The sequence below is a fragment of the Aeromonas sp. S41-2 genome (assembly GCF_027705845.1).
Lineage (GTDB): Bacteria > Pseudomonadota > Gammaproteobacteria > Enterobacterales > Aeromonadaceae > Aeromonas > Aeromonas hydrophila.
Genome location: NZ_JAPDCG010000002.1, coordinates 636168 through 654017, shown reverse-complemented (window position 1 = coordinate 654017; position 17850 = coordinate 636168). Strand labels below are relative to the sequence as shown.

General features: G+C 51.1%; 14 protein-coding genes, 3 tRNA genes and 1 other RNA gene. 6 read left to right on the top strand and 12 right to left on the bottom strand.

The window, feature by feature from the left end; all coding sequences use genetic code 11:
• Positions 1-6: 6 nt before the first annotated feature.
• Entirely contained in the window at positions 7-1638 is a 1632-nt protein-coding gene (locus OKC44_RS07450) for a methyl-accepting chemotaxis protein (RefSeq protein ID WP_270811945.1), read from the top strand.
• Between the two features lie 466 nt (positions 1639-2104).
• Positions 2105-3217 carry an alanine racemase gene (gene alr / locus OKC44_RS07445; protein ID WP_270811942.1) on the top strand — a complete coding sequence of 371 codons (1113 nt, stop codon included), beginning with the start codon at positions 2105-2107 and terminating at the stop codon, positions 3215-3217.
• Between the two features lie 146 nt (positions 3218-3363).
• Here alr and OKC44_RS07440 read toward each other — a convergent pair whose 3' ends face one another.
• Positions 3364-4059 (bottom strand): B3/B4 domain-containing protein, encoded by a 696-nt coding sequence (locus OKC44_RS07440; protein WP_270811940.1) that lies wholly within the window; start codon positions 4057-4059, stop codon positions 3364-3366.
• Between the two features lie 43 nt (positions 4060-4102).
• Between OKC44_RS07440 and OKC44_RS07435 the strand changes: the two genes are divergently transcribed.
• Positions 4103-4705 carry a helix-turn-helix domain-containing protein gene (locus tag OKC44_RS07435; RefSeq protein ID WP_270811937.1) on the top strand — a complete coding sequence of 201 codons (603 nt, stop codon included), beginning with the start codon at positions 4103-4105 and terminating at the stop codon, positions 4703-4705.
• Positions 4706-5036: 331 nt separating this feature from the next.
• Here the strand turns inward: OKC44_RS07435 and OKC44_RS07430 are convergent.
• The 3 genes from OKC44_RS07430 to dauA form a co-directional block, all read right to left on the bottom strand.
• Positions 5037-5165: non-coding RNA, RtT sRNA (locus tag OKC44_RS07430), on the bottom strand.
• A 55-nt stretch (positions 5166-5220) separates the two neighbouring features.
• Positions 5221-5308 (bottom strand) — tRNA-Ser (locus tag OKC44_RS07425).
• A gap of 183 nt (positions 5309-5491) precedes the next feature.
• Positions 5492-7288, bottom strand: coding sequence for a C4-dicarboxylic acid transporter DauA (gene dauA, locus OKC44_RS07420; protein ID WP_270811935.1), 1797 nt, complete (start codon positions 7286-7288; stop codon positions 5492-5494).
• 495 nt (positions 7289-7783) lie between these two features.
• Here dauA and OKC44_RS07415 point away from each other — a divergent pair.
• From OKC44_RS07415 to OKC44_RS07405, 3 genes are all read left to right on the top strand, one after another.
• Positions 7784-7859: transfer RNA gene (locus tag OKC44_RS07415), tRNA-Asn, on the top strand.
• A gap of 2 nt (positions 7860-7861) precedes the next feature.
• Positions 7862-7937: transfer RNA gene (locus tag OKC44_RS07410), tRNA-Asn, on the top strand.
• Positions 7938-8240: 303 nt separating this feature from the next.
• Complete coding sequence (locus OKC44_RS07405; RefSeq protein ID WP_158653300.1) at positions 8241-9542, top strand: tyrosine-type recombinase/integrase; 1302 nt, start codon at positions 8241-8243, stop codon at positions 9540-9542.
• 511 nt (positions 9543-10053) lie between these two features.
• Here OKC44_RS07405 and OKC44_RS07400 read toward each other — a convergent pair.
• The 8 genes from OKC44_RS07400 to OKC44_RS07365 all read right to left on the bottom strand — a co-directional run bounded on the left by OKC44_RS07400 (position 10054) and on the right by OKC44_RS07365 (position 17839).
• Positions 10054-12498 (bottom strand): DotA/TraY family protein, encoded by a 2445-nt coding sequence (locus OKC44_RS07400; RefSeq protein ID WP_100645648.1) that lies wholly within the window; start codon positions 12496-12498, stop codon positions 10054-10056.
• Between the two features lie 44 nt (positions 12499-12542).
• Positions 12543-12995 (bottom strand): hypothetical protein, encoded by a 453-nt coding sequence (locus OKC44_RS07395; protein WP_041212895.1) that lies wholly within the window; start codon positions 12993-12995, stop codon positions 12543-12545.
• Complete coding sequence (locus OKC44_RS07390) at positions 12961-13251, bottom strand: hypothetical protein (RefSeq protein ID WP_129146665.1); 291 nt, start codon at positions 13249-13251, stop codon at positions 12961-12963. Before OKC44_RS07390 ends, OKC44_RS07395 begins: the two co-directional genes overlap by 35 nt.
• Before the next feature lie 118 nt (positions 13252-13369).
• Positions 13370-14815, bottom strand: a complete 1446-nt coding sequence (locus OKC44_RS07385) for a relaxase/mobilization nuclease domain-containing protein (RefSeq protein ID WP_100645646.1) — start codon at positions 14813-14815, stop codon at positions 13370-13372.
• Positions 14816-14817: 2 nt separating this feature from the next.
• Entirely contained in the window at positions 14818-15231 is a 414-nt protein-coding gene (locus OKC44_RS07380) for a plasmid mobilization protein (protein ID WP_158653298.1), read from the bottom strand.
• Positions 15232-15351: 120 nt separating this feature from the next.
• The gene (locus OKC44_RS07375; RefSeq protein ID WP_100645645.1) at positions 15352-15786 is read right to left on the bottom strand and encodes a hypothetical protein; all 435 of its coding nucleotides are present in this window, start codon (positions 15784-15786) and stop codon (positions 15352-15354) included.
• Between the two features lie 59 nt (positions 15787-15845).
• Positions 15846-16202: a hypothetical protein gene (locus OKC44_RS07370; protein ID WP_270811928.1), complete on the bottom strand. Its 357-nt coding sequence runs from the start codon at positions 16200-16202 to the stop codon at positions 15846-15848.
• A gap of 1139 nt (positions 16203-17341) precedes the next feature.
• Positions 17342-17839 carry a PBECR2 nuclease fold domain-containing protein gene (locus OKC44_RS07365; protein WP_227096358.1) on the bottom strand — a complete coding sequence of 166 codons (498 nt, stop codon included), beginning with the start codon at positions 17837-17839 and terminating at the stop codon, positions 17342-17344.
• Between the last annotated feature and the right edge of the window lie 11 nt (positions 17840-17850).

The following is a 17850-nucleotide window of genomic DNA, read 5'->3' as shown; positions in this document are numbered from 1 at the left end:
GCTACCATGAACAACCTACTTCGCCAGCTCTCCATCAAGACGCGGCTTATCGTCTCCTTCCTGTTGCTGAATCTCATCCTGATCGGGGTCGGGCTCTACGGCAAGCAGAACACCAACACCATCAATGACATGCTCAATGACATGTACCTCAACATCCTGACCCCCATCACGGATGTCGCCAACGCCAACATGCAGGCCATCTATCACAACCGCTCGCTGTTCGATTACGTCATCGAGCCGACCCAAAGCGGCATGGACAAGATTGCCAGGGATATGGATCTGCACGAGCAGAAGATGGCCGCCCTGCTGGACAAGTACCGGGCAACCCAGCTGAGCGAACCGGAGAAACTGGCTCTGGCGGACTTTGACCGCGCCTGGCCGCTTTACAAGGAAGCGGCACACAAGGCGATGGCGGCAAGTTACGCCAACGACAACGACAGCGCCATCAAGCTGATGAAAGGCGAGGGCGCCACCACGTTTCAGGTGGTGGACGATCTGCTCAGCAAGCTGGTCGACATCAACCAGGGGCTGGGCAAACAGGCCTTTGATGAGAGCGACGTGATTGCCAGCGACATCACCACCGCCACCTACACCATACTCGCCATCTCGGTGCTGCTCTCCTTGCTGCTGGGCTGGTTGCTCAGCGGCAGCATCAACCAGCCGCTGCTCGCCATCATGCAGGATCTGCAGCAACTGGCGCAGGGCCGACTCACCGCCCCGGATCAGGCCGAGGGCAACGACGAGCTGACCCGCATGCAGCAGGCGATGATCAGCACCCGCCGCAGCCTGCGCGACATCGTCTCGACCATGCAGCATGCTGCCGAAAGCCTCACCGCCAGTGCCTCCCAGCTGGGGGCGGCGGCCGAGCAGGTCAATACCAGCTCCCAGCAGCAGTCCCTCGCCACCGCCAACACGGCCGCCTCGGTCGAAGAGCTTACTACCTCCGTCTCCCAGCTCTCCTCGTTTGCCAATCAGGCCAACAGCGTGGTGATGCAATCCGGGGAGATAGCCCAGGCTGGCGAGAAGCAGGTCAAGCACGCCTCCCAGGAGGTGCTCAGGGTCACCACGGCGGTCAACGACTCCGCCAAGCAGGTGCAGGGACTGTTTGACGACATCACCCGCATCAGCCAGATCTCGGTGATGATCCAGGGGGTCGCGGATCAGACCAACCTGCTGGCGCTCAACGCCGCCATCGAAGCGGCCCGGGCCGGCGACATGGGCCGCGGCTTCGCCGTGGTGGCCGACGAGGTACGGACCCTGGCGGCGCGCACCACCCAGGCCACCCAGGAGATCAACGAGATGCTCACCTCCATCCAGCAGGGGGCCACCAGCGCGGTCAAGGGGATGAACGCCTGCTCCGACAGCATGAGCACGGTGCGGGAGACTACCGAGGGATCCAGCGAAACCATGGCCCAGGTGGATCAGAGCTCCCGCAAGGTGGTGGAGCTGATCCAGGAGATAAGCTCCATGCTCCATGAGCAGGCCGCCGCCAGCCAGCTCATCGCCCAGTCGGTGGAAGAGATCACCCAGATGTCGCTGGAGAACGTCTCCGCCGCCGAGAGCGTCAATCACGACGCCTCCCAGCTGACCACCATCATCCAGCAGCTCAACCAGGGCATCGGGTTCTTCAAGGTATAACCACGACCTGCCCGGCCATGGGCCGGGCGGGTCCCTCCTCCTTATCCTGCCATCAAGCTCCCATCTTTACCCTGCCTCTTTGCCACGGGCTCACGACGGCCGGCGCTGGAGTGCCGACATCAGAGCGGTATCCGCTCAACCATCCATCAGAAATGGCCCAAAACAGCCTCATTCCCCTCCCGTTTGGAGGGACAAAACCAGTGATAAATACTGGGGCCTAGGGAGCCAGAGAAAGCGTTGGCAGGCAAATTTATACAGAGGAATATCCCGTATTTTGCGCATTTTCATATTCCCATTCGCCACATAATTTACCAACCAAAAAACAACTGATAACATCTTTTTACATTTTAAAGCATATAAAACAACATGATTCAGTGACCCCCCGTTTGCTCGTCGCGGCAGCCAGGATCACCGGATCAGGATTGAAACCAGCAGCCAACTTCTCATCGAGCAGACACCCGACCCCATGATGAACACAGTTACGGCCAGTATCGATATCGATGCACTCCAGCACAATTTCGCCGTGGTGCGCCGCCATGCCCCCCACAGCAAGATCATCGCGGTACTCAAGGCCAATGCCTATGGCCACGGGCTGCTGCCGGTGGCCCACGCACTCGCCCAGGCCGATGCCTATGCGGTGGCCAGGGTCGAGGAGGCGCTGCTGCTGCGCGTCAACGCCATCACCAAGCCCATTCTGGTACTGGGAGGCTTCTTCAGTGCCGAGGCGCTGCCGCTGCTGGCGAAACACGAACTGCAAACCACCTTGCATACCTGGGAGCAGCTGGCACTGCTCGAGCAGGCCAGTCTGCCCGCCCCCATCAAGGTGTGGCTCAAGCTCGATACCGGGATGAACCGGCTCGGGCTGCGCGCCGAGGAGTTGCCCGCCTTCATCGAGCGGCTGAGCCATTGTCGCAACGTGGTGCAGCCGTTCCATCTGATGACGCACTTCAGCCAGTCCGATGAGCAGGATACCCAGGCCACTCAGTTGCAGATCGAGGAGTTCAACCGCCTCTCTGCCCATCTGCCGGGCGAGCGGGCCATGGCCAACTCCGCCGGCATCCTCGCCTGGCCGGCATCGCGCAGCGACTGGATCCGGCCTGGCCTCATGCTCTACGGCGCCTCCCCGTTTGCCGGTCAGCTCGCCGTCGACCATGACCTGCGCCCGGTCATGACCCTCAAGAGCCAGCTCATCGCCACCCGCGCCTGCGCGCAGGGCGAAGCGGTCGGCTATGGGGGACACTGGGTGGCGGATCGCAATACCACCCTCGGCGTGGTGGCGGCGGGCTACGGGGATGGCTATCCGCGCATGGCACCCGAAGGGACCCCCATGCTGATCAATGGCCGCCGGGTACCCATCGTGGGTCGGGTTTCCATGGACATGATCACCGTCGATCTGGGGCCGGTGGCCAGCGACAAGGTGGGAGACGAGGTGACGCTGTGGGGGGAAGGGCTGCCGGTGGAACAGGTGGCCGAAAAGATAGGCACCATCCCCTACGAGCTGCTGACCCGCCTGACCAGCCGGGTCCATCTCAGGCACTGCGACAAACACGAACAGATGCCGCTGTTGAAGCTGGCCTGAGCAAGCGGGGACGGGCCTGCGATGTGGGCCCTGTTATGCCGTCATCAGGCAATAAGTTGGCCTCTCCTCATGGCGGGAGCTGCAATACCGCGGCAGGAACGCCCTTCCTCCCAGCGTTGGAATGAAGGGCGCCCCTGCTGCCGGGTTCAAGGAAGATCGAAGCCGACCAGGCTCTGCTCGATGCGGGCGTCAGGCATCATGCGCCGCAGCCCGTTCACCAGCCTGGTAGCGGCCTCCTGCAACGCCGCCAGCGGCATCTCGGGCAGGCTCTCCAGAATGAACCACATCTGTCTGGCATCGCTATCCAGGCGCGTTCTCACCCCCTGACGCCAGTTCCAGCGCCGGCAGGTAACGCCCAGATCGTCGCGCCAGATCACCTCGCCCGCCTCCGGGCACTCCTGCGCTGGCGCCCCCTCTTTCATGGTGTCAAAGGCTTCGCTGCCATCGGCAATGACCAGCCGGGGCGTCCCGACATAGGCGGCCAGGTTTTCCCCGCCGACCGGGAGGGCGTAGGCGAGGCTGATGGCGTTGTAGAGATCCACCACGGGATTGATGCTCGGCAGAGCGCCATCACGCAGCACCCGCTTGCGCAGGGCATCCGCCGAACAGGGAGTACGCTGGGGCTTGGCGCCAAACCCCTTGAATACCTCGGCCCAGGCGGTCAGATGCGCCTCGGTCCAGGGTGCGGGGTCGTGCAGAACCCGCTGGCAGGCCTGTGCCAGCTCATCGACGGCGATGGCCGGATTGACGATCTCGTCGGTCTGCAGGGTAATGCTGATAGCCCGAAATCCCGGAGCCAGCGTCGCCAGCGCGGGATCGATTGACGGTTGTACCGATCTCATGGAATATCCTTATATCGACTATTTTATTTCATGATAATGACCGATGACCAAGAGAGTCAATATAACGACCGATGCCGGCGCCGACGTGAAGCATGTCACCGCCGCCGTCTCCCGCCGGCTCAAGGAGTACAGACAACAGGGCCGGCTGTCGCTCGATGAGCTCTCGCGCCGGGCCGGGGTGAGCAAGGGGATGCTGGTCGAGATCGAAAAGGGGGCGGCCAACCCCAGCATCGCCATCCTGTGCAAGCTGGCCGCCGCGCTCGGGGTATCGGTTGCCGATATCGTCGACGTGGCCAGCACCCCGACGCTGCACCTGATCGAACCGCAAGCCATCCCGACCCTGTGGCAGGGCCCGCTCGGCGGCTCGGCCCGCCTGCTGGCCGGTACCCGGGGACCGGACATGATCGAGCTGTGGCACTGGCAGCTGCACCCGGGCGAGCAGTTTGACTCTGACGGGCACCCGACCGGCACGGTGGAACTGTTTCACGTTGAGCAGGGTACCCTGCAACTGCAGTTGGGAGAGAGCGAGTTTGCCGTCACTCAGGGTTGTTCGGCCGTGGCCCGCACCGACCTGCCCCATGCCTATCGCAACGCGGGCGACAGCGTGCTGCGCTTTACCATGACGGTGGTGGAACCGCACGGCTGAAGCTGACCGCTGCGAGGTGACAAACCGTATCCTGATAAACAACGCCTCCTGACAAACAAAAAGGCCCCATCTTGCGACGGGGCCTTTGCCAATTGGTGGCGAGCACGGATATTGCTGCGCCCAAAACAAAAAACCGACCATCAGGTCGGTTCTTCAATATGGGCGATGGGTCGGGATTGACTCACGCCATCCCTGGCGCTCGCCCTGCGGGCGGCCTCTGGCCGTCCAGATGGGCTATCCTGCCCACCTGTCGAACCAGGGCTCGAACCGAGCCGCCCGTCACCGGATAAAGTAAAAGGGCCTGTCTTACGACAGGCCCTTTTACTTTATTTGGCGGTGAGGGAAGGATGATTCGCCACTGCGTGGCTCACCCCTTCGGGGCGGCCTGCGGCCGTTCATCGCAGCAAGCTGCTCTGCTCGAACCCGGCGAGGGTTCTTACCCTCCCTCTTCGACATGAGCTGATAATTCTTCCCCCAAAGCAAAAAACCGACCATCAGGTCGGTTTTTTGTAATTTGGCGGTGAGGGAGGGATTCGAACCCTCGATACGTTGCCGTATACACACTTTCCAGGCGTGCTCCTTCAGCCACTCGGACACCTCACCAAATTTTGGTCTGCTGTTTAACGTGCTCAGCCAGCACTATGTTCGCTGCGCTGTTGCGCTGGAACGGGGCGTAATGTACGGGATACGACGGCATGCGGTCAATGCAATTTTTCACTTTTTGCGTTCGTTTGCTCATTATCCGAACCAAGTGACTAAAAACATGCCGTTTTGTATCCCTTTCCATCAATTTCCAGTCGCTTCGTGCAAGTGCTCGCCTTTGAGCGCCTCTTCCAGCGAGCCGTAAAACTCCAGCTGACCGGGCACCGGACGCACCTTGGCGCGCGCCAGGGTCTTGAGCGGCTGGAACTGCAACTCGGCGACACGCAGTTGCACTCCCGCCTTGGCCATCTGCTTTTCAAACTGCAGGAAGGCGGAGAGCCCGCCGGCGTCCAGGATGGAGACCGCCTCCATCTGCAGTACCAGCAGCTTGTGGCCCTTGACCTGGGCTACCAGCTCGCCGAACACCCGCTCGGCAGCGGCAAAGAACAGCGGGCCGTTGATCTTGTAGAGCAGCGCCTGCTCCGGCACTTCATGGGCATAGCGCTTGTGATCCGCCAGATCGTGCAGCTTGGTCATCTTGGCAATCTCGCGCATGAACAGCAGGGAGGCAAGGATCACCCCGAAGGTGATGGCGATGACCATGTCGAAGATCACGGTCAGCGACAGACAGACCAGCAGCACCAGCACGTCGGATTTGGGGGCACGCCGGATCAGCTCCACCACCTTGTGCGCCTCGCTCATGTTCCAGGCGACGATGAGCAGCAGGGCCGCCATGGCCGAGAGCGGCAGCCAGGAGAGCCAGGGCGCCAGCACCAGGATGGCCGCCAGCACCACCAGCGCATGCACGATGCCGGAGATAGGAGAAGTTGCCCCGGCCCGCACGTTGGCGGCGGAGCGGGCAATGGCGGCGGTGGCGGTGATGCCGCCGAAGAAGGGGGCGACGATGTTGCCAAGCCCCTGCCCCACCAGCTCGGCGTTGGAGCTGTGCTTGCGACCTGTCATGCCGTCCAGCACCACGGCGCAGAGCAAGGATTCGATGGCCCCCAGCATCGCCATGGAGAAGGCGGCGGGCAACAGGCGCTCGATGGCTGCCAGGTTCCACTCCACCGGCGAGCCATCCGGCCCCGGCAGGGCCCAGGGCATCACCAGGGTCGGCGCGATGGGCGGGATCCCCATGCCCTGACTGCCGTCGGCCAGGGTATAGCTGAACTTGCTGCCGATGGTGGCGACTTCCACCCCAAACTGATGCAGGCCAAAGCCAAGGCCCACCCCCACCAGCACGGCGGGCAGGTGGCCTGGCACCGGCAGCCGCAGCCGCGGCCAGAGCAGCAGCACCGCCAGGGTCGCAACCCCGACCAGGGTATCCCCCCACTGCCAGCTGGGCAGGGCATGGACCAGCGCCTCGACCTTGCCGATATAGGTTTCCGGCATCTCGGGCACGTGCAGGCCGAAGAAGTCCTTGATCTGCAGGGTTGCAATGACGATGGCGATACCACCGGTGAAGCCCAGGGTCACCGAAGGCGGAATGTACTCGATGAGGCGTCCGAGCCGGGCCACCCCCATGGCCACCAGAAAGAAGCCCGAGATCAGGGTCGCCATCAACAGGCCGCCCACGCCGAACTGCTGGGCCACCGGATAGAGGATCACCACGAAGGCGGCGGTCGGCCCCGAGATGGAGAAGCGGGAGCCGCCGGTCACGGCGATCACGATGCCGGCGATGATGGCGGTATAGAGACCGTGCTGCGGTGGCACGCCGCTGGCGATGGCCAGCGCCATGGCCAGCGGAATGGCGATGATGCCGACCGTGATGCCGGCGATCAGGTCGCGGCCGAAGCGGGGAACGCTGTAGGGTTCGTCAATACAGGATTGGCGTAAAGCAATGGCCAGCTTCACGCTTTGCAAAGGTGCTTGGTTGTGCATGTATTCGTAATACCAGAAGAGGGAGATAAAGGCCGGATTGAACCGGCGCCCGATCATCATCAAGGGCCGGCAGAGCTGTCGACACGGCGATGGTATCCTGGCCAACCATACCCCAGCCGATGAAATATTTCGATGGGCGGGATCAATGAATGGCCGTTACCACGCAGAATTACCGTTTATTGTCAGCATATCGACCACTTTTCTCACCATTACGCAGCACTATCACTTCGCCTGCTAACCAATTTATTCCCCCCTTATGCATGCCCCTACCCCTCCCCTCCTTTATGTCTGCCATTGCTCGGCCCTAAGACAGCTGCTTATCCCGCACCATGCCATCCCGATCATCGGCATATCCTCATCCATCCCCTCTTCATTCCATTAAGCCGTCTCACTGAGCCCGAGATGCCAACGCCAAGCTGCTGATTGTGCTGAAAATAGTCCGCAGCGGCCAAGTTTTGGGCAAACGGGCCAAAATCCCCTTTTTGCAGCGGATCGCGGGTTGACACCCGGCGGATGGGCCATTAATATCCGCACCGTCTCGACGAGACAGGCAATTCCTCCTTAGTTCAGTCGGTAGAACGGCGGACTGTTAATCCGTATGTCACTGGTTCAAGTCCAGTAGGAGGAGCCAATTCCCTCGTAGTTCAGTCGGTAGAACGGCGGACTGTTAATCCGTATGTCACAGGTTCAAGTCCTGTCGAGGGAGCCAAATTCTAAAGCCCAGCCTTTTGGCTGGGCTTTTTTTTATCCCAAACAATCCAAAAACACTACGTAACTACATGATAATTTGAGATTTTAAATAAAATTAAAATTGTCTTGACAATGCCAAATTCCATACCACTCCAAACCAATCCAACCTAGGCCAGACTTTTTTGGCCCATTATTAGGCCCATTGGCAATACCGCCCCTCTAGCACGCTGACACATATGGCACTAAGATGACCCAATGATGGTACAGCATGATGTACCTAACTGGATTCTCGATGTACCTATGGTGGATAAGGTGGTGCTGGATGACTGAAAAAATGGTGGTGAGTAGGAACACATCGATAAATCGCTTGAGGGATAAAGCAATCACAGATTGCAAGCCCACGAAGCTCCATGTGCTGGCTGACGGTGGAGGTCTAGAGTTAACCATCAAACCCATTTTTTCTACCAACCAGGCATCAGGCGAAAAAGTTGCAACAAGCTGGAATCGCGTTTGGTCGTACCGATTTATCAGGCCAGAGGACGGAAAACGTACAAAAATGGGCCTCGGCAACTACCCTACTGTCACGCTACAGCGTGCACGTGAGTTGAAAAGATCGGCTCAGGAACTACTATCTCAGGGCATTAACCCGATAACTCACAGGGCTGACACACTCTCTCAGCGCCGAGCAAAGGAGACAGAGATCCCAAATACCTTCCTGCGTAACGCAACAGACTGGTTTGAGTTGCAAACGAAAAATGTCAAATCTCGTACCGCTCAGAAAACATGGAGTTCATTAGAAAAACATGTTTTCCCAAAATTAGGGAATTTACCCGTTGCTGAGATCAGAAATCCATTGATCCGGGAGGCACTGAGCGAACTGGCAACCCAGGGTAAGATCGAAACTATCGAAAAATTATGTCGAGCGATCAATTCTATCCTGGAGCATGCTGTTGTCATCGACAATTTAGACGAAAATCGATGCCAGCGAGTTCGGCGGTTGTTCCAGAAAAAGAAGGTCACTCATCAACTAACGCTCCAGCCGTCCGAGCTACCACAACTGCTGATTGATGTCGCAGCCAGCTCGATGACTGACGTTACACGTGCATTATTTATGTGGAGTCTCCATACTCTTGTTCGTCCTGGCGAGGCTGCTGGCACACGCTGGGATGAAATCGATCTGCCTAACAAGATTTGGACAATCCCCGCTGAACGAATGAAAATGAAGGAGGAACACACGGTTCCTCTCTCTAGTCAGGCAATTGACATTCTCGACAAAATGCAAGAAATCCGCCGAGGAGAGTTTGTTTTTCCTGGAAATTTTAAAGCGAAAGATCGGCCCATGTCCTCCCAAACAATCAATATGGCGCTGGGCCGAATGGGGTATAAAAACCGGCTGGTTTCGCATGGACTCAGAGCCCTCGGTAGCACGATCCTAAACACTGTCGATAGCGAAAATGGGGAGCAGCGTCGATTTGACTACTATGCGATCGAGGCAGTTCTCAGCCATGTTGATGATAATGAAAACGCCCGCGCCTATAACCGTGGAGGTAAATACTTTAATCGTCGTGTGGAGCTGATGGACTGGTGGTCAAAACACATTGAAGCGGCAAGTTTTAAAGAATAAAAAAAGAGGCCAGTATAAACTGGCCTTTTTTTATCAATTGAAATTCAAAGAAGCGATTAATAGCGAGCTAGTTCATGCTGTAACCTGATGTATTTATGGCGAAAAATCAGCATGATCACTATCGCTATGGGGTATGACATAACAGCAATTACAGCACCTATATCAACTAATACTCCCTTTGCATAAAAGGGAATAATTTGAAATTTCGATAACTCAAAAAAAACCAACCCAATGAGCGGTAAAATTACAGTTCCTAGGAGGCCCATTGATAACGCATAGAACATTCCTATGTGGTGCCGGAAATGAAACAGGATTGATTTCATGCGAAGTCCATTTATCAAAATTTCAATACAAAAATCATATCAATTGCATTGTATAAAGTCAATTAACGAATGACGTTAAGAGGACAATAAAGGCGCATTAGTTTTTGCTGTTAATAAAAACCGATTTTCAACCTGTTGAAATTGTCCACAACATTATTTTTGTTGTGGACAATAGGGTTTATTAATGGCTATTTTGAATTTCTCTTTTGCTCTGTTAATCGCCTTTTTTCTGCAAGTCTACCTACAATTCCTTGTGCTACAGAGCCAGCTCCAGATCTCATATTTCCTAGGGACTCTCCGATGACGGCGGCGGAGTCGCTCTCACCAAACTGACGGCCAACGCCTGAGCTGAACCAGTCCAGAATCTGATCTGACAGTTTGTACATGATGCCGATACACAATTTGCACAGTGTCATTGCCATGATGCAGTACACAAAAATAATGGCTAGAAAATCGAGAATACTACCGCTCAGAGATGATCCTGCTGCCTCGAAAAAAAACAGGTTCATCATGCCAAAACTCACATAACTGAGAGTTATAGATGCGATCAGCCCGATAATGAGCAAGCTTGGTTTGAGAATTGCCATTGCAATAAGCTGCATAGACCGTTCTAGTCGTGTTCCTGAGATCCCCTCCCCCTCTGGAGTTACCATCAGAATGATTGCTAGTGGTGCAGCTATACATGACTCAACTGCCGTTAGGAGATAACCAGCAACCAGCTGAACCCAAGTAATGACAGGTAGAAATGGGATTAGATATGACAGAATAAAACCCGCGCTCATCAGAGGTATGGCGATAGCGAGAAGTACCGTTTTCAGATAATCCAGCGTACCCGCTGAAACACCGCCCAGAATGTTGTTTAACCCCAATGTTGCGATTGTCAGTGCGGTGCCAGAAATCCCGCTATTTCCCTGCTTGATCGTCTCAGAGGAGGCGAATGCGGCAGCCGATCCAGCGAGAGCCAATGTGGCAGCTCCATTGAGTTTACGTCCTATCGCCGTTACTGCCTCAAATGGGTTTGCCATCCCGCTAGTATCTGATACCCGATCATCCCATCGACTCAGAGAGGTTTGCGATAATAGATTTAGTATTCCCCTAGCGGCATCACGATGAATACTGTTAAATGTGTCCTCAGTCGCAGAGCATGAATTTGAGTCCTGGCATGAGGCGCTGAGTTTATCGATCACGGTAACGTTATTCGATACCCCCTGCATGCTCGTGATATATCCGCTGGAAATCATACCTGCCAATTTCATCGTTGCAAAAGCATCTTTATTCTTGTACTCACAATCTCCGGCATTAACAACCGCACCAGTGCAAATAGTTAGATCTGGTGCTGCAACAATGCCACTATTTATATCTGAGATAGTTTGAGATGATTGACTAGAAAAGTTAGATATTTCATGGAACCATGTTCCAGCCTTTATCCACCCCCCATTTTTTAGCTTCTCTGACCACTCGCTAGCCGCTGATTTACTGCCCGATAATTTTTCATGAATTCTCAGGACAATATCACGTGAGTAATTCGAACTAGCGATACCAAAATCGACTACTGCCTGCCTGTAAATTTCAATATTGTTTTTAGAATTTTCAGTATCCCCTGAATATAATGCCTCTCTAATCCCAATCGGGTTCGCCTCAGAGCTTTTTAGACTGCGTACAATTGGCGCGAGTCGATCAATGGTTGCTGATATGACATTCCTAGCTCCGGTAAGGGCTTCTGCTCGCTGTTTTTTTAAAAATACATCATCATTACCAAATTTTCTTAGCTCATCAGCCGCATTATCGAGCGTGTAATTCCCTATGCTGATATTGCCACAACGTCCCGCATCGGCAAACGACACGTGTGTAGCCTCATACTGTTGGATAAACGAGCCAATTCCACTCTGAGGTATCCTAAATTGCAGATTCTGCATTTCACCCTCAATACTAGCGGGCATTTTATGAATTTTTCCATATTGATCCGTAACCTCGATCACGACTATATCAGCAGCAGCGGCAGTTTTTTTGTTGAGAGTGATATTCCTGATATATGCGTCCGTGCATGCAAGCATTTTTAACATGTCACCAGTTGGTTTCACGCCAGTTGTAAATTCAGCAGAAACCATTGGTGTTCCTACACCGATCATGTCAACAGTTTTATTCCATAGAACAGTCGCTGCATTTGATCCCAGCACCATCAGCCAGATAATAAATATCTGAGCGACAGAGATTACTCCTCCGCCAATGCCTGCCGCTGGCATGATTAACCCGAACCCGAGCGCGGCTCGAATTGGCACCCATACTGCGCTCCAGTTCCTACCCAACGTCTCGCCAGAATGTGCTGTCTGTATGGCCCCACCGATCATCACGTAGAAGATAATTACCATCCCCAGGAATAACGCCAGAATATTGGTGAAACCGATGGCATGAGCCAGCAGGGTGACACTATCCGCCTCTCCCTGCCCCCAGGGTAGGAAGATGAAAGAACCAAAAATATCAGAAAAATACTTGTGCGCGAGCTCAGGACTGGTGCCAGAATATTTTATGCCCATTCCTACGATCTGATTCATTATACCTGCGGCCTCGGAGTCATTCGCCGCGAATGACGGAGCAGCGAGCAATTGCAGGCATATAATCAATAGTTTATTCATGAAACCACCATTTGTTATTATTATTATCGTGATTGTTGTTGTCGTTATTTACTTAGCCCAAACCTGACTAAAATAGCCGGATCTCCGTAGACTGCCTTGATAAAATCCATCATCGTTTTTTCGTTTGGTTTGTGCCTGTTATCCCAATCCCTATAAACCCCCTGCGCAAGCCATTTTAGGTATTGATTTTTAAATAAAATCACTAGGGGTATACACGAAAAGACTAATAAATTCACACCGATCATGACATTTAAGTGTGCAAAATTTATCATTGATGAGGTTAAGCCGCCTACCCAAAAGATCGTCAGAATAAGCATGTTCAGCATGAGGTTAGCGTAACGTTTTTTAAACTCTTCTTTTGAGGTTTCTGGGGAAACAGCTGGGGCAGTATTGGGCATCCAATTTTTATTTATTTTTTCCTGCTCAGCCTGCTCCGCTCTGAACCAGCTGAAAAGGTGGCTTTTAAACTGGCTGCGAACAATGAAATTCTTTATCATGACAATCTTCCTTTTTATTATTATAGTTTTGTTCTTCTACTTTAGTCTCGATGCTCAATACTGAATATATCTCGTCAACAGCTGTGGTAGTCCCATTTCGGATGACATCGATGACTTTTTTGGCAGCATAATATTCACAGTCCGTTGCGTAAAAGGCTCGTGGATATCGGCCTGACATTATTTGATTTTTCTTGTATCTATCCTCTCGAATTTTTTTCAAAATCTTCTGACGTTCATCGTAAACCCTGACAGCCATATATGCCTCTTGTTATCATTATAGTTTTATATTAATCCTGCATTATTATTAATGCAAATGACTTTTCATTTCATATTAAAAAATAAATGGAATGGCAATAATTACATTATTTAAAATGTCATAAGCCCTTCAACACCGCAGATCTGGGATTAACCCCCCTCTCGTGTTCTAGTGCCCGTATGGCTCGTAGAATTATCCAGGCAGTATCGGAATCGGAATGTCCGCACTCAACCAATGCCTGCTTTATCTGCTGTCTCGAATAATCATCCTCCTTCAACATAGTGAGACACATCCTCTCAGCGCTAGCTGTATCTAGGATATGAGCTTTTGCAGTACTGGCTGTAGCACGATTAGCAGCGTCGTGAGCTGTAGTGCGATCAGATAAATTAGCCCGCTCCTGTATTTTTTCGGCTGAGCCTCCGTGATCAGTTTTGCCGACCTCAATACGGATTTTTTGATCCTGCTCTCTGCACCCGACAGGATCAAATCCATCGCCTCTCTCGTCACAACGACCCGCTCCAGCCGTTCTATTACATCGTTCGTCTGCCCTGCCAGTACCGTTATCTGGTTGCCCTGCACCTGCTGATTCTCGTAGGCGCGCCTCAATACCTCGATCTCTGTCCTGATTGCTTCCTGACTCTCGATAATCTCCATGAGCTGAGGTTGGATTGATTCCTGTGCCTCCTGCTGCTTCGTCTGAGACTCTCTTGTAGATTCTATTATCTTGGCTATTGATTGCCTTTTTTCGCTCATTAAGGAGCTCAATGTCTCTCTTTTGTTCATATTGAAGCCCTCTAGATATTAAATTTTTTAATGTGTATTTTTTACCAAGACTTGAGCCTTTAAATGGAACTCCATTATATTCAAATGAGAATCCATTGAATGTGGTGTTGGTACAGTTCGGCTTAGCGGTTATCCCCACCTCTTCTAGCCTTTCAATGAATGCGTGTACAGTCACCCTCTCTCCAAGTGCCAAATCTATCGCCTGTTGAATAACAGCCCTTGGAGCTAACTCATTCGTTCTCATGCTCATTTCAATTTCATTTTTCGTCAGGCTTTTCACATCATTTTTTGAAAATCCTTTTGTGATTGTTAGCCCATACCTTATTTCTAGCCGCTGAGTTATTTCAATGGCTTTATAAACATCACGACTATCGCTCCAGAGCGAGCCATCATATCCGATCCGACTAGTCGCGATATGAATATGTTGATGTTCAGTATCGTGATGTCTAAATGAAACAACGGGCCTATTTGTTGGTTCTAACCCCATCTCCTCTAGAAAATCTATTGCTAAACGTTGCCACATCTCATCGGAAATATCATCGCCAATTGGTAAGGAAAGTGATATTTGATAAATGTGGTTATTACAATTTCGCCTTAGCTTTTGCATATCATTCAGCGCTTTGGCCTGATTGACTGGATCCATTTCAGGAATATTGCAATAAATTAATTCTGCACATTTCAATCCCGCTCCTTTCTCCTTAGTATCTGACAAATACCTTAAAAGTTGTAGCGCAGTTCTTGATTTACCACTCACCTTCTGCTTTGTTATTTTGGCCTTCATACTTAACCACCCAGAAGATAATTTTTCATTTTTACAATAATGACCAAAAGTTCTTTACATGCTATGTCTATTTGGCTTGATTCGTTATTAGCTGCATGAGCATGAACCAGCCTCATTGCCTGGTTTAAATTATTGGACATGCTGCCAATTATTTTTATCATTTCTATATTGCATGAAGGCACAGATCTATTATGCGCAATAGGTTGATTTAGTGCAGCCTGGCGAATGAAATCTGACATTTGCCGAGCTGTTTCTTGACTAGTGTTAACTGTATTATGCTCACCAATAGCCGCAAGCCTGATTTGTTCGAACTCTGACTCTGAAAGATATAAACTAAATCGTTTCAAACGACGAAGTTCTGGTCTGGCTATCCGGCCATTCTTTTTGTTGTATGTACACTTATTGGCATCTGTCATATTATTATTCTTATTATATTTATGGTTAGCAGCCCCCCAAGCAGAGCGAGAGGGGGTGAGGAAGCGTAGCGACCGAAAGGGAGTTCTCGCGGAGCGAGAACATACCTCGCAGGTTTAATTTTACGCTACAACTCCAGCGTTTATTTCACAATTGAAATCCAGCTCTTGGCCTAAAGATAACGCGTATTTGTCTGAAAATGCGAGCCACTTCAATTCATGCTCAACATGCTTAATTATTTCTAGTGCCGCCTTCTCAAGATCATAATATTGTGCACTAAAAAGGTAGCTATCTGAACCTAAGTGAGCATTGTAAAAAAATGTTTTTATGTCCATAGTGCTGTTAAAATAGATAATCACATCGATACAGAAATCTATATATTCGTCATCTGTTAATGTTTGCTCAGGGAAAAAACTATTCTTTACTTGGCATGTGTTAATGTCTGAGTTTTCAGCCAAGATGTGTTCTGCTACTGTTATGATATGGCTATCTGTCATCATGTTGGTCTGAGGTTGGCATCCATCGACTAACTGGATTACATAAAAGAATTTACTCATTGCGTATCCTTTTTATTATTTTTATTTTAAATTCTATCAAAAAGTACAACTTCGTTAATCTATGTAACCTTAAAATGTTTAACGGCAATCCTGATAAATGAGCTGTTCATTAGATCACATTCAATACGACATTGGTCAGAAACATCCTGTAGTTCCTTAGCTAAGGACTTAGTTTCATCATCCGTTTCCTGAGCAGACGTAACAATGTCATATGCAATATCTCTATATTTCTCATGCCGAGCTCTAAGCAAATAGAATTTCGATTTTAAAAGCCTGAACTCCCTTTCTACTACATCAGTATTTTCCTCTCCAACGTCCCTAATAACATCCATATTTAACGTTAACAACCTAATGTCTTTTTTTAATTGCTTCAAGTACTTAGTTGCGATGTTGATTTTCTTTGTTATTATCATCATTAACACTCTCTAATTAAGCCTATGTATTCATTATAAGATCAGCATTATGAATAATGGAATAAAAATGTGCATGCATATTAGAAAGTAATTGCAATGTCATATAAAACTGGCCATATTTCATCAACAACGTTGATGGAATCATAAAAAAGAATCTTTAACTGCCTCTCTTGTTCACTAGATTTTGTTCGTTCGCTACGCTCTCTCACTGGTTTGTGAACAAAAGGAAAAGATCTAGATTGAATTTTTTGCTTTTAAAAAAACTATCTGTTATGAATTTACTGATCTACGACAACCTATGGTTGTCGTGTTATGTATCGAATTATTTATATAGAGAATCACTAAACAGTGATGATGATGATTGCTCCTCATCACAGTCTTTTTATATAGGATGATGAGTTGATGAATCTAAACTAAGTCCAAAGTTGGGCCTGCTCCCCCTGCTCTCCTCTACCTCACTCAATCCACAATGACGACTAAGGAGCAGGTGATAGCAACCTTTGAATCAGGCAACATGTGTGACGTGTGCAGCAACTTCGAGTAGACCCGAGAGACCCTGCCCTGTGCGATTACCGGTGCTTAGGGGAGAGTTGCAACTTGCCTGGATGACTGACCAGACACAGAGAGATGCGATGGAAGTTCTGAACATATCATAAAGGAACATCCGCAGACCTGATCTCGCGGCGTGCTGGCTGCTGCACTCACGTCAGCTTGCAACACTCGCTACGCAGTGTCACTTCTCGATGTGTCAACGAGGCGTGATGACGATGGTAAGCGACTGATTGGATCACTCAGGAGCCTGATTACTCGAACGATGTGCAGAATCAGGAGCTCCAACGACCTAGGATGCGAGGATTAATCCGCTGGAGGAGGAAATCAACGGGATTGAGTTTCGCTGCTGGGCTTTGTCCTGACTTGCACCGAGTTTTGAGACATCATTTTTGAGTAAAATGGTTGACCGGCGCGTCGAAATCCGTAGACTAAAAGTGAGCGAGAAGCTGACTGCTATAGGGAGCAATAGTCAGTGGAAGGACCCCAGAGTGACCCTATTCACTGTGTCGGGTGAGACCTCCCACCTTAACCTGAGGGTGGAAAATTATTCAGGATCGAAAATTAAATTAACCGCCCATTGGGCGGTTTTTTTATGGGCGTTTGTAAAGAAGATTGCCACATCGATGCTTGTTGAGAGACTTTATCTCTGTTTGCATGAAGTTCCACAGCACGCGGCCATCCCAGGGGGCTACGACGACAAGCATTTGATATTTCTGAGAATAGACGCCGATGAATGTGTAACGCACCTTGTCATCATCATACATAGCTTCCCAAATTTCGTAGGGATGATTGAGGGTATCCAAGGCCGTTGTTACATAGCGCTCTCTCGCATCCCTCCTCTTCTCAACAATGTGCGGCAGGCTGTCGCGGAGGACTCTCATTGGCCAAAGCGGCGTATTTACTTGAACGACCTTCATTCCTGATTCCAAAAAACCAAGATGCTGCTCCATAATCGAAATAGCGCCTTCGTATGTATCTGAAGCTGGAATTTCTTCGATCGCAGGTCTTAGCATTTCTGCTTCCAAATACCTCAAGTTCGGCAGCTCCAACTCCTGCCAATTTGTTAACCCAGGGATTACTTTCGACACGCCCTTACGAT